A 12,179-nucleotide genomic window follows, 5' to 3' on the forward strand; every position below is an offset into this window, starting at 1 on the left:
ACTGCCCGGGGTTTGCGAGGCGCTCATCCGCCGGGCGCGTAGATTGAGCGTTCTGCACTCAACTATACGGGCCGGCCGGGCCAGGTCAAAACGGAGTTGAGTCCCGCCGACTCAACTTCGGCCGTCAGGCGGCCGGCACGGCGGTGATGAGCCCTTCGCGGAAGGCGTCGACGAAGAGCGTGTGATCCTCGCGCACCGTCTCGCCGTAGGCCTCCCCGAACGCGACGATGTCCTCGAGGAAGTCCTCGCGCGCTCGGTCGACGACGGCGAGGATGGCGGTCTCCGTGCGGAACGGCACCAGATCATGGTCGCTGTCCTCGTCGGTCGAGCAGTGGATCTTCGCCGTCGCCTGGCCGAGGGCCTCGAGCACCGGCACCATCTGCTCGGGCTCGGTCAGGTCCTCCCAGGACAGGTCCCGCTTGTAGGGCGAGAGTTCCGACACCACGAAGGAGACCCCCCGGATGGTCGTGTAGCCGAGGAACGGGTCGGTGTGGGTCTGCAGGGACCGCTGGCTGATGACGGCACGGTGTCCGTCGTCCTCGAAGTAGCCGCGGACCCGCTCGTCGTCGACGATCCGGCTGGGCGCGGCGATGTTCGACTGCTTCATCGTCAGGATGATGTCGTTCTCCTGGGCCTCGTCGAAGCCCTCGATGAGCACGTTGTAGGTCGGAAGGCCTGCGCTGCCGATCCCGAACCCCTTCTTGCCGACGATGCCCTTCACCCGGTAGAACACCTGACGCCGGGACCGCTCGCCGTCGGGGATCGTACGGAGGTAGCGGTCGAAGGCGTCGGCCACCTCCCGGTGCTCGTCGTCGTCGAGCACCCGGATGGATCCGTCGTCGCGGAACTTCCGCTCGTAGTCCTCGATGAGCGTGAGGGCGTCGAGGAGTCGCGTCCGCCGGGCCGCCCGGGCCTGCTGGAGGACCTGGTAGACCGGCCCGTCGGTGTTGTCGAGCCCGAAGGCGAACGCGGACTGCTCGTCGTCCACATAGTCAGCGACCCGGCCGAGGTAGGCCTCGAGGTAGACGCGCGAGAGGTCGCGTACGGACTGCGACGGCAGCGCCTTCTGCCAGCAGAGCAGCGTCAGCGAGGCGACGAAGCGGCGCAGGTCCCAGGAGAAATGGCCCACGTACGCCTCGTCGAAATCGTTGACGTCGAAGGTGAGCCGGCCCTCGTTGCTCATGTAGGTCCCGAAGTTCTCTGCATGCAGGTCGCCGTGGATCCAGACCCGGCTGGTTCGCTCGTCCGCCCAGGCGTCGTCGAGCCGGGCCATGTCGGTGTAGAACAGGGCCGCGCTGCCCCGGTAGAAGGCGTAGGGATCCGCTGCCATCTTCCGGAAGCGTGCCCGGAAGGCGAGGGGGTCCGCGCCCATGAGGTCCCGGTGGGCCTCGACGAGGGTGCTGACGATGTGCTGCTGACGGGACTCGGTGGCTGCCATCAGGCCACCGTACGCGCGTCGCCCGTCATCGCGGAGTGCCCCACCCGCGGCGAGCCGGCCGTGGACTACTCGCGGTGGTCCCCGCGCGGATCGCCTCCGTGGCTGTCACCGGCCTGGCTGGTCACGGTGGTCAGCAGGAACACCGAGTCCTCCAGCGCCTCGACACCATGGCGCACGTGGGTCAGCGCGACGATCTCCCCGGCAGCCACCTCGGACGGGTCCTGTCCGGTGACCCGCACCCGACCCCGCAGGACATACATGCTCGCAGCAGGCGGGGAATTGTGCTCGGCGAGGACCTGACTCCTCCTGAGCCCGATCACGGTCTGACGAAGGGGCCCGTCATGGACGAGGATCTCCGCCGAGCGGCCCTTGTCACTGGTGGTTGCTCCGCGGAGTGCCTTCGCGAGAGCCGACTCGACGTCGGGCATGGTGCCTCCTGTGATCCATTCCTGTCGCGGGTCCGACCGGTCGGTGCTGGCAAGTCTAGGGGGCGAGGCGTCCACCGTGGCGGCGCGCCGGGGAGAACGCCCGCGGATGCCATACTGGCGGGCATGGATCTCGAACACTGGTGGAACAGCGTCACGCCGCAGAGCCGGGACTGGCTGATCGCCCACAACGGGGAGGCTCTCACCCCCGAAGTGGTCGCCGACATCAGCAACGCCGGCGGACTGGTGGCCTCCAAGTCCTGGTGGATGGGTGAGCGAGGCCCCGACGGCCTCTTCCTCTCCGACGCGGCGACGGACTGGATCGAGGAGCGCGCCAACCAGGAGTAGCCGCGGGCAGGGCGGTCGCCACCGACGCTCGTGCCACCCCGTCGAGGTCGCCGCGTGGCCTTGTCGCGCTGGACGGTCCTCCGTACCGTGACCTCGCACTTCAGGGATCAGGAGCCGCGGCGGATCGTCTCCCAGGACCAGTTCGAGACCAGTTCGGTGACCCCGAGCTCCAGCAGTCGTCGGTTCCCGAGCAGGCTGTCGTCGAATCGAGCACCGCCGCACCACGCACCCACCCGCGGTGCGCGGCCGGCGAGACGGGTGAGCCGGCGCACGACGTCGGTCACTTCCGAGGTCACGGACGCGGGTGTGATCTCGTCTGCCGAGCGGTGGGTGAGCGTGTGGAAGCCCAGCGTGTGTCTCCGAGCCAACCGGGCCAGCTCGTCGTCGCCCACGGTGCCGGCACGGTGATCCGCGACTTCGAGGGCGATCGGCAGGATCACGACGGGGAGACCGAGTCGTTCGCAGATCGGCACGACCATCTCTGCGGCATCCCTGTACCCGTCGAACAGGAGAACGACGATGCGCGGGCAGGGCCCTGCGGTCCCGCCCTCCTCCAGGAGATCCCGGAGCCGCGCCAGCCCGGTCAGCCGTCCGTCCGCGATCCCGCGGTGCTCCGGTGAGACATCGTGGAAGTTCAGGGTCAGGCGCGGGATCGCCGACAGTTCGTCCCGGGACCAGCCGGCGCCTTCACTCTCGAGCAGATGTTCCCCGAGGACGCTCTGCAGGACGTAGGCCTCGTACGTGAACGGCGTGGGCCGTCGGATCGGTTCCGGGAGTGGGCGCAGGATCCCGGGGATCAACCTGGACGGGTCGGCTCCGGCCGCGACGGCGGTGTCGTCGAGCAGGACCACGGGTGCTCCGCCGGGCCGTCCACCCTGGTCGAGGATGTACGTCTCGAGTTCGCCGGCGTCCTGGCCGCCGCTCATCGTCGCGTCCGCCATGGATGCGGGAGCATCAACGCTCACCGAGGACGAGTCGGGCGGCGTGCCGGCCGGGCTCCCGGTACAGCGGCAGCAGTCCGGCCGCGGCGGCGTCGACGGCGTCACGATCCAGCCACGCCGGGCCACCGAGACGCTCGGCGGCTTCGGACGTCAGGATCACTTCCCGCCACCCGTCGCCTTCGGGCCGTCGGCCCACGCGCGCAAGATCGTCCCGACCGTCGTCGACCAGTCGCCGCACCCCTGCCTCGCCGATCCGGCCGTAGGCGACGGTCTCGACCTCTGTCCCGGGCACCACGACCTTGACCGCCCGAGCCGCGCCGTCGTCGTCGGTGGATCCGGGCGGCGTCAGGTCGGCGACGAGAACCTCGAGGCCACGCCCCGCCATGAGCGCCAACGGGTCGGCCGTCGGGCTGGAGGGCAGGTCGTGGAACCGCACGACGGATCGGCGGGAGAACACCGTCGCGTCGAGGCGGGCGCGCACCGCTGCATCCTGCTCCGGGCCGACGGTCAGCCAGGCCAGGGTCGCTTCGAGGACGCGTGGCTCCTCGGCCGCCGGATCGACGACGGTCAGCGCGTCGTCCAGGTAGTCCTGCGGGGCGACCCGTCGGACCGCGCCCAGGGGACCGTGCATGAACGCCTTGCGTGCCCGGGCGGAAGCGAACTCGAGCACCGCTTTGCGCAGCGCCACCTCCCGGTCGGGGTGTGCCGCCTCCCCGCATGCCGTAGCGACGACGAGATCGTCGCCGGGCGCGTACCCGACGACGTAGAGGTTGGGTACCCCCCGGTCGATCGAGGCGAGCTTCACCATCACCTCCACCCCGGCCCTGCGGAGGGCTTCGAGCGCCCGGCGCGTCCCGGCGTCCCCGTCGCCGGGGCGCAGGTCGACGACGGCGCCCCGGTCGAGCGCCCGGAACGTCAGACCGTTGCCATCGCGTTGGAGGATCTCGAGGACGCCGTGGACGACGGCCTGCCGCAGGCTCGTGCCCGCTCCCATCCCGTTCGCGACGGGCATCAGGAGGCGCCCGCCTGCATCCCGGCCGTTCAGCTCCGACGGGCTGCTCGCGACGAGATCGACCGGGACGAGCACGGCGTCCTCGTCGAGCTGAAGGGTCGGCACGCCCGTCCGGGGCGAACCGGGGCCGCCTCGACCGGCCCGGGCACGGCGCATCGGCAGCCAGGCCAGGACCATGTCCTCGTGATAGGGGGAGCCCGCCGGGAGCCCCAGGGTCCGTGGATCGGCGACTCCCGCCGGGCCGCGACGGCGTCGGAGTTCGCGGTAGGACGCCACGGTCCGCTCGAGGCGCGCCGCCGCGAGGAGGGAGAAGGCGTTCTCGACCGTCTCGCCCAGGGCGCCGACCCGCGCGTGCGCCGCCGACGCACCGTACCCGATCCCGCCCAGCGCCCCGACCGGGCTTCGCCACCACGTCGCCCATGTCGGGACTCCTGCCCGGTCGAGGCCGTCGATGGCGAACTGCGCACGCAACCCCGGCAGAGCGGTCTCATAGGCGTCTGCGGCCGCGGCCAGCGCTCCCCCAGCCGGTCGAGAGGGCCCGCCCCTGTCCGTCATGCCCCCAGTAGAGCACACGGTCCGTCGGTCCCGTCAGGGGGCTCCTGCCCCTCTGCAGTGTCGGAACGGTGTTGTAGGTTGTGACCTACCTCACCCGAAAGGCAGGACGATGACGGTTTCCAGGCGGCAGATCCTTGGCGGAGCAGGTTTCCTCGCGGCGGCGGCGGCGCTGAACGGATGCGCCGGTTTCTCGGGTGGCGCGAACACCGGCGGTGATGACAGCGGGGAGAAGACCCTGAGCTTCACCACCTGGGGCAGTCCTGCCGAGGAGGAGGGCTTCCGCCGCGGGATCGACGCCTTCAAGGCAGCGAACTCCGGCGTCGACGTCCAACTCAATCTCGTGCCCTACGAACAGATCTTCCAGAACATCGACGCCCAACTGCAGGCGGGCACGGCGCCGGACCTGTTCCGCGTCGACTACGGCACCATCGGTGCCTACAGCAGCCAGGACCAGCTCCTGGACCTCAGCAGCTACATCGACACGGCGGCCGGGGAAGAGTTCCTGCCCGCCATGTGGCAGGCGGTCCAGTTCGACGGCAAGCCCTACGGAGTCCCGCACCAGACCGACACCTCGGCCCTCGTCTACCGCACCGACCTCTTCGAGCAGGCCGGGATCACGGGCGTCCCCGACAGCCTGGACTCCGCGTGGACGTGGGAGGAGTTCCGGCAGGTCGCGGAGCAGCTCCGCGGCTCGCTCCCTGACGACCTCTACCCCTTCGTCTACAACTGGCAGCTCGGCGGCTCCACGCGCTGGTTGAGCTGGCTCTTCCAGGCCGGCGGCCGGCTTCTCGACGACGATCTCACGGGGTCGGCCATCCAGTCCGACGCCGGGGCGAAGGCGCTGGAGTTCACGCAGGGCTTCTTCACCGACGACCTCGTACCTCCCAGCAGTTCCGTGAAGTCCTCCACCTACGCGGACAGCGCCTTCTCCGCCGGGACCACCGCGATGGCCTTCGTGGGCAACTTCGTGCTTCCGGGCCTGGATGAGGCAATCACCGACTTCGAATGGAGTGCCACCTATCTGCCCCGTGATGAGCGTGGTGCGTGCGACCTGGGCGGCAACGCCCTCGTGGCCACGAAGAACGCCCGGAACCCCGAGCTGGCAGCCGAGTTCCTGAAGTTCATGACCCAGCCCGACCAGATGTCGGACTTCTGTGCACGCGCCATGGAACTGCCCACCCTGAACAGCCTCGTCGACACGGAACTCGACTACCAGACGCGGCCCGACATCGCGGGCATCTGGGTCGAACAGGCGACCACCCTCGAGCCGTCCGACGTGGAGCAGCTCACCTCCCCCGCGATGGCGGCCATCAATCCGAAACTGCGCGACCAGCTCGAGGCCGCCTTCACGCAGGGCCAACCCGTCGAGGAGACCCTGGCGAACATCGCGGCAGCTGTGGATGAGGCAGCCGGCTGATGTCGGCCGGCACGTCGGCCCGCGAGGAGTCCACCGGTGACATGCAGGGGCTGCCCCCGCCGGTTGCCACCTATGCGGCCCGGCCCGCGCGAGCCGCCCGGGGCCGGCGGACCCTCGCCTCCTACGGCTTCCTGGGACCCAACCTGGTGCTGCTGGGGATCTTCCTCTTCCTGCCCCTGGGGTGGGCCTTCCTGATCAGCTTCCAGGAATCCAAGGGCTTCGGGGCCAGTGGCTGGGTGGGGCTGCAGAACTACCAGCGGCTCGTCACCGACCCGACGTTCTGGCAGTCGGCGGTCAACACCGCGGCCTTCACCGTGATCACCGTGCCCGCGAGCCTCGCCCTCGGGCTGGCCCTCGCCGTCCTCATGAACTCCGTCCTTCCGGGTCGCAGGCTCTTCCGGACCCTGATCTACCTGCCGATGGTCATCTCGGGCGTCGCCACGGCACTCATGGGGGTACTGCTCTTCGACGAGGCGACGGGCATCATCAACAAACTGCTCCGCGGGGGCGGTCTGGCGGGCATCCCCTGGCAGTCGCAGGGGTCTGCAGCATTCGCCTCGGTCGTCCTCGTCACCCTGTGGATCCGCGTCGGGTTCAACATGGTCATCTACCTCGCCGGGCTGCAGAGCATCTCCCCGGAGCTCTACGAGGCGGCGACGCTGGAGGGAGCGAGTTCATGGCAGCAGTTCCGCTATCTCACCGTGCCGCTCGTCGGCCCGTCCACGTTCTTCCTGCTGATCATGGACGTCATCTACTCCTTCCAGGTCTTCGACACCATCTTCGTGATGACCGGGGGAGGTCCCGGCCGCTCGACGTCGGTGCTCGTCACCTACGCCTATGAGAACGGCTTCGTCACCCGCGACCAGAGCTACGCGGCGGCAATCGGCATCGTGATCTTCCTTCTCACCCTCGTCTTCACCGCGATCCAATGGCGAGGCAACCGCACCCGCGACACGACCGGCTAGCTGCGCGTGATCCCGGCCGCCACTGCTCCCGGGACTTCCGGGGATCACGAGCCCACCAGGACAGGATTCACCATGGCGCATCCACCTCCCTCCGAAGGCGGCGACCCGACGGTCCGCGCCGCCGCGCCCACCGCCGCAGCGGACGTCGTCGTCCCCCGCGTCAAGCGGGTCTCGCCCGCCCAGCGTGCCTCCGCGGCCGCCCGGCTCGTGGCCGCCGTCGTCGTGGGCCTCGTCATGATGTTCCCGCTGTACTGGATGGTGACGCTCGCCTTCTCCCCGAACACGGATGTCTTCAGCCGCGAGCTGCGCATCTGGCCGTCGGAGTGGACGCTGGAGAACTTCCGGACCATCTTCAGCCGCTTCCCGACGGCCACGTGGTTCGGCAACTCCGTGGTCATCACCGCGATCGTCACGGTCCTCACCGTGACCGTGAACCTGCTGGCCGGCTACGCCTTCGCCAAGCTCGACTTCCGGGGCAAGGGAGCGATCTTCCTGCTGGTGCTGAGCACGATGATGGTCCCCGTCCAGGTGCTGATGGTGGCGCAGTTCCGCCTCGTCACGGAACTCGGGATCTACGGCACGTTCTGGGCGGTCATCCTCCCGTCCGCCGCCTCCGCGTTCGGGATCTTCCTCGCCCGCCAGTTCATGATCGCCATCCCCGACGAACTCGTCGAGGCAGCGAAGGTCGACGGCGCGGGTACCCTCCGGATCTTCCTGCAGATCATCCTCCCGCTGTGCAAACCGCTGATCGCCGTGCTCGTGCTCCTCACGGTCATGTACCAGTGGAACGACTTCGCGTGGCCACTCATCGCGCTCAAGGACAGCCGGCTCTTCACCCTGCCCATCGGCCTGCTGTACCTGAGGGGACAGTACGGCGCGGACTACGGCGCCATCATGGCGCTGGCACTGGTGTCCATCACGCCGATCATCCTCATGTTCCTGGCGTTCCAGAAATACTTCGTGCAGGGCCTGGCACGCAGCGGCATCCGGTAGGCGCAGGGCAGGCTCCCGACCCCCGACGCCCGCGCTATCGCAGGACGAGGAGCACGGCCAGCAGGAGCATGACGGCGGCGATCACCGCATCCAGGATGCGCCAGGCCCAGGGGCGGGCGAAGACCGGGGCCAGGAAGCGGGCGCCGACACCCAGCACCGAGAACCAGAGGACGCTGCCGAGGGCGGCGCCCGCGGCGAACCACCACCGCCCCGGCGTGCCGTGCGTGTTCGCGAGGGATCCGAGCAGCAGGACGGTGTCCAGGTACACATGCGGGTTGAGCCAGGTCAGGGCGAGGCAGGTCCCCAGCGCGGCGCGCCAGGACATCGATGCGGGTCCGCCGCCCACGTCGAGTCGCTCGCCCCGGACAGCGCGCCAGGCGGCCAGGGCCGCGTATCCGGCAAGGAAGGCCGCACCGGCCCACCGCACCACCTCCAGGATCACGGGGGCCCGCTCGATCGCCGCCCCCAGCCCTCCGACGCCGAGGACGATCAGCACGAGGTCGGAGACGGCGCACACCGTCACGACCAGCGCCACGTGGGATCGCCGCAGGCCCTGGCGCAGCACGAAGGCGTTCTGCGAACCGATGGCGACGATCAGGGTCAGGCCGGCGGCGAGGCCGGTGGCCGCAGTGGACATCATGGACTCACGCTAGGCCCGCCCTCCATTTTCAGGCCAGCTAAAGATTCTTCAACATGGTAAGAGTGGCTTATGAAATCCATCGATCCGGGCCAGGCCGAGGCTCTCGCGGCCATCATCGACCAGGGCAGTTTCGAGGCAGCAGCCTCCAGGTTGTCCGTCTCCCCCTCGGCGATCAGCCAGCGGATCCGCGCCCTCGAGACGGCCGTCGGCCGCCCGGTCGTCACCCGGACGCGACCCCTGCGCCCCACCGACGCAGGCCGGTCGATCATCCGCTTCGCGCGGCAGCTCGACCTGCTGACGGCGGATCTCGCCGCCGAGCTCGGTTCCTCCCGGAACGATGCCCACCGGCGCATCACGATCGTGGTCAACGGCGACTCGCTGCACACCTGGGTACTGCCGGCCCTCGCCCGGGTCGCGGACACCCTGCAACTCGAGATCCTGCGGGAGGACGAGGAGTACTCGCTCGAACTGCTGCGCAGCGGAGCCGCCTCGGCGGCCATCACCTCCGTGGCCTCCCCCGTGCCGGGGTGCTCCTCGCAGCCGCTCGGCGTCATGCGCTACGTGCCCGTCTGCTCCCCGGATTTCAGGGACACCTGGTTCGCGGCCGGGGCGACGCCCGAACGGCTCTCCCTCGCCCCCGTGGTGCTCTTCGACCGCAAGGACGACCTCCAGGACCAGTACCTGCGTTCACGCACCCGCCGGTCCCTTGATCCGCCCCGCCACTACGTACCCGCGGCACAGGAATTCGCGGATGCGGTCCGCCTCGGCATGGGGTGGGGCCTCCTGTCCGACCTGGAGCTGCGCTCCGACCCGCGGGACCTCGTCCCGCTCGACCCGGGAAGCCACGTGGACGTCCCGCTGTACTGGCAACAATGGCGCCACGGTTCCACGACTCTCGCCGCTGTCGGCGAAGCGGTGCTGCAGGCCGCCGCACCGCTCCTCCGACCGCGTGCGCGGAGGAGCTGACCGCGAGGGCGGCTCCTCGGGCGGGCGCCCGTGGCGCCACGCTTCGACGCCGCTCCCGGACGGGCTACAAAGGTGTCGGTGGGGGTTGCTACTATCGTCGGGCGAGCAGCCGCTCGTCGACAAAGGCAAACCCGGTGCGAGCCGGGGACGCAAAGCCACGGGACCCTCGAGGTCAGCCGGGCCGCCGAAGAGAACAGGTCCATGGAATATGCCTCGGACACGCCAAGTCCCCACCGTTCCTCCACCGGCCTGCCCGCAGGCACCGGCCGCCCTGCACGGCCGTCCCGGGACAGCACGCGATGAATAGCCCGGCACCCGGAGACCGCCGCGCGGCTGTCGTCATCGAGGACGATCTCGACATCCGGAACCTGGTCTGTGCCGTCCTCGAGCAGGGCGGCTTCGTGGTCAGCAGTGCGACCACCGGGCGCGAGGGCGTCGCCGTCGTCCGCCAGGAGCACCCGATGGTGGTGACCCTGGATATCGGGCTTCCCGACATCGACGGGTACGAGGTCCTGCGTCGGATCCGCAACAGCACCGACTGCTACGTGATCGTGCTCAGCGGCCGCAGCGACGAGATGGACATCCTCACCGCGCTCCAGGCAGGAGCCGACGACTACGTCGTGAAGCCGTTCCGGCCCCGCGAACTCCGGGCGCGTATCGACGCGATGCTACGCCGCCCCCGCGTCGAGCAGAACGCGAAGCATCCGCCGGGCCAGTCCGCGGCCCCCGCGGCGTCCGCAGCGTCCGACGGCGGCGACACCGTGCAGGTGAAGTCCGCGAACCTCCTGCGGAACGGAAGCATCGTGGTGGACGGCGACGCGCGCATCGCCCGCTGCGACGGGGTGGAGCTGCAGCTCACGAAGACCGAGTTCAACCTGCTTCATGACCTGATGCGGAGCAACGGCGCCGTGCGGACGAAGGAGGATCTGGTCCGTGTGTCCCGGGGAGCGGACTACCGGGGGTACAACTTCGTCAGCCGTACGGACGAGCGCGCCATCGAGGTGCACGTCGCGAATCTCCGTCAGAAGCTGGCGCGTTTCGACGGCGGCCCGGAACTCATCACGACGGTGCGGGGCGTGGGGTTCCGCATCATGCCCAGGAGCACGGACGAGCCCCCGACCGACGCCGCATCACGGTCCGTCCGGATAGCCCGCCCGTAGCTCGCGGAGCGTGCCGGCTGCGCATGCGTGCAGCAGGGCGAGCGTGCGCCGGGCGCCCTCGATGTCGGCGGCGCCGATCAGCCTGTGGGTCGCGCGGGCAGCGTGGTGGAGGCGTACCGCGCCCACCATCAGGGCCGACGTCGTCACGCTGAGGACGGCATCCTCAGCGCCCGGGGCGTCGCCGTCCCGGAGCCGCGACTCCAACCGCTCGATCTTGCCCTCCAGCGTCGCGCAGAAATCTTGCGCGAACCGGGCGACGACGGCGGGGTCGGAGAAATCGCGCACCATGTCCGCGAGGACGGTGGGATCGACGAGGGGCGCGGCCGTCCCGGATCCGGCAAGGGGCTGCCCTGCATCATCAGGAAGGCGTGCCGCGCCGCCCGCGGGGTACCGCGCCTGATACTGGTCAGGGCCTGACGGAGTCGAAGGTAGGGGCACGATCCAAGGGTACCGAGGGCGGGTGCGCGGCGTGCATCCCCGGGCGTTCTTGCGCAAAGCTTGCGCTGGAACATACCGTTCCCCGGCAGGACCACTGCGCTTCACCTCAGCACCCCCGTACCGGACCCCCGTACCGGGGCGGGGGGGGGGGGGGTGGCGCGGCACCCGTCGGCGTCCTCGGATCAGCCGGACGAGGCCCGCCGCCCTGCGGTCGGCATCGGGTGCTGCCGCCGTCCCTGGATGATCTGTTCCAGCTCGTCCAGGACAGCGAGCAGAGGCCCGTCGGCGTCCACGCGCCGGAAGCCGGTGAACTCGGGGAGCCCCAGATAGCCGTCGCGGTAGGCCCGCAGGTCCTCGACGCGTTCGGTGTCGGTCCCCCGGGCGGTGATCCGGCGGGCGGCCTCCTCCGGGCTGACATCGAGGAAGACGACGACGTCCGAGGCCGGCAGCAGCCGGGTCAGCAGGGCGAGCAACCTGCCGCGCGGCAATCCGCGGGCGGCGCGCAGTGCCTGCTGGCAGTACAGGTGCCGGTCCAGGATCACGACGCCGTCGAACCGGCGGGCCCGCACGTGATTGGCGAGCACGTTGGCTGCCCGGACCACCGATTCGAGGAGATCGAGGATCCGTGGCGGGACGGCGATGCCGAGCTGCGCCGTCCACGCCGTCATCGTGCGCCGCCCCGAGGGGTTGGCGAGGACGAGGGCGGGCGTCGCCGTTCCCAAGAGGTCGCCAAGCGCGCGGGTTGCCGTCGTCTTGCCGGCGCCGTCGATCCCCACGACCGCGACCACGACGCGGCTGGGCCCGGCGGTGCGGCCTCGGGGAGTCATCCTCCACTTGTACCGACAGATCCTAGGAGGCATCTCCACCCACCATGTGAGGGG

13 protein-coding genes and 1 riboswitch are annotated in these 12,179 nt (G+C 70.0%); of the genes, 6 read left to right on the forward strand and 7 right to left on the reverse strand.

The features are described from left to right. Positions 1 to 124 precede the first annotated feature (124 nt). Both ACX80P_RS10085 and ACX80P_RS10090 read right to left on the reverse strand, forming a co-directional pair. Positions 125 to 1,438: a DUF2252 domain-containing protein gene (locus ACX80P_RS10085; protein WP_459277939.1), complete on the reverse strand. Its 1,314-nt coding sequence runs from the start codon at positions 1,436 to 1,438 to the stop codon at positions 125 to 127. A gap of 65 nt (positions 1,439 to 1,503) precedes the next feature. Next, on the reverse strand, positions 1,504 to 1,866 hold the full coding sequence (locus ACX80P_RS10090) for a cupin domain-containing protein (protein WP_459277940.1): 363 nt from the start codon (positions 1,864 to 1,866) through the stop codon (positions 1,504 to 1,506). A 123-nt stretch (positions 1,867 to 1,989) separates the two neighbouring features. On the opposite strand from ACX80P_RS10090, the gene ACX80P_RS10095 reads away from it, so the two are divergent. Continuing rightward, positions 1,990 to 2,211 (forward strand): hypothetical protein, encoded by a 222-nt coding sequence (locus tag ACX80P_RS10095; RefSeq protein WP_459277941.1) that lies wholly within the window; start codon positions 1,990 to 1,992, stop codon positions 2,209 to 2,211. Between the two features lie 107 nt (positions 2,212 to 2,318). On the opposite strand, the gene ACX80P_RS10100 is transcribed toward ACX80P_RS10095, so the two are convergent. Both ACX80P_RS10100 and ACX80P_RS10105 read right to left on the reverse strand, forming a co-directional pair. After that, positions 2,319 to 3,176 carry a polysaccharide deacetylase family protein gene (locus ACX80P_RS10100; protein WP_459277942.1) on the reverse strand — a complete coding sequence of 286 codons (858 nt, stop codon included), beginning with the start codon at positions 3,174 to 3,176 and terminating at the stop codon, positions 2,319 to 2,321. Next, complete coding sequence (locus ACX80P_RS10105; protein ID WP_459277943.1) at positions 3,166 to 4,719, reverse strand: YcaO-like family protein; 1,554 nt, start codon at positions 4,717 to 4,719, stop codon at positions 3,166 to 3,168. The genes ACX80P_RS10100 and ACX80P_RS10105 overlap by 11 nt, the downstream gene beginning before the upstream one ends. Positions 4,720 to 4,828: 109 nt before the next feature. On the opposite strand from ACX80P_RS10105, the gene ACX80P_RS10110 reads away from it, so the two are divergent. From ACX80P_RS10110 to ACX80P_RS10120, 3 genes are all read left to right on the forward strand, one after another. Further along, positions 4,829 to 6,136, forward strand: coding sequence for an ABC transporter substrate-binding protein (locus tag ACX80P_RS10110; protein ID WP_459277944.1), 1,308 nt, complete (start codon positions 4,829 to 4,831; stop codon positions 6,134 to 6,136). After that, complete coding sequence (locus ACX80P_RS10115; RefSeq protein ID WP_459277945.1) at positions 6,136 to 7,101, forward strand: carbohydrate ABC transporter permease; 966 nt, start codon at positions 6,136 to 6,138, stop codon at positions 7,099 to 7,101. Before ACX80P_RS10110 ends, ACX80P_RS10115 begins: the two co-directional genes overlap by 1 nt. A 72-nt stretch (positions 7,102 to 7,173) precedes the next feature. Next, positions 7,174 to 8,094 (forward strand): carbohydrate ABC transporter permease, encoded by a 921-nt coding sequence (locus tag ACX80P_RS10120; RefSeq protein WP_459277946.1) that lies wholly within the window; start codon positions 7,174 to 7,176, stop codon positions 8,092 to 8,094. A 34-nt stretch (positions 8,095 to 8,128) separates the two neighbouring features. Here ACX80P_RS10120 and ACX80P_RS10125 read toward each other — a convergent pair whose 3' ends face one another. Beyond that, positions 8,129 to 8,734, reverse strand: a complete 606-nt coding sequence (locus ACX80P_RS10125; RefSeq protein ID WP_459277947.1) for a LysE/ArgO family amino acid transporter — start codon at positions 8,732 to 8,734, stop codon at positions 8,129 to 8,131. A gap of 69 nt (positions 8,735 to 8,803) precedes the next feature. Here ACX80P_RS10125 and ACX80P_RS10130 point away from each other — a divergent pair, with 69 nt between their 5' ends. Both ACX80P_RS10130 and ACX80P_RS10135 read left to right on the forward strand, forming a co-directional pair. Further along, positions 8,804 to 9,700: a LysR family transcriptional regulator ArgP gene (locus ACX80P_RS10130; RefSeq protein ID WP_459277948.1), complete on the forward strand. Its 897-nt coding sequence runs from the start codon at positions 8,804 to 8,806 to the stop codon at positions 9,698 to 9,700. A 114-nt stretch (positions 9,701 to 9,814) separates the two neighbouring features. Next, positions 9,815 to 9,889: riboswitch (cyclic di-GMP riboswitch) on the forward strand. A 110-nt stretch (positions 9,890 to 9,999) separates the two neighbouring features. Continuing rightward, on the forward strand, positions 10,000 to 10,860 hold the full coding sequence (locus ACX80P_RS10135) for a response regulator transcription factor (RefSeq protein WP_459277949.1): 861 nt from the start codon (positions 10,000 to 10,002) through the stop codon (positions 10,858 to 10,860). Here the strand turns inward: ACX80P_RS10135 and ACX80P_RS10140 are convergent. After that, entirely contained in the window at positions 10,831 to 11,298 is a 468-nt protein-coding gene (locus tag ACX80P_RS10140) for a hypothetical protein (protein ID WP_459277950.1), read from the reverse strand. The two genes, ACX80P_RS10135 and ACX80P_RS10140, sit on opposite strands and share 30 nt — an antisense overlap. 182 nt (positions 11,299 to 11,480) lie before the next feature. Next, complete coding sequence (locus ACX80P_RS10145) at positions 11,481 to 12,125, reverse strand: nucleoside/nucleotide kinase family protein (RefSeq protein ID WP_459277951.1); 645 nt, start codon at positions 12,123 to 12,125, stop codon at positions 11,481 to 11,483. Between the last annotated feature and the right edge of the window lie 54 nt (positions 12,126 to 12,179).

It is taken from the genome of Arthrobacter arabinosi (assembly GCF_054511115.1).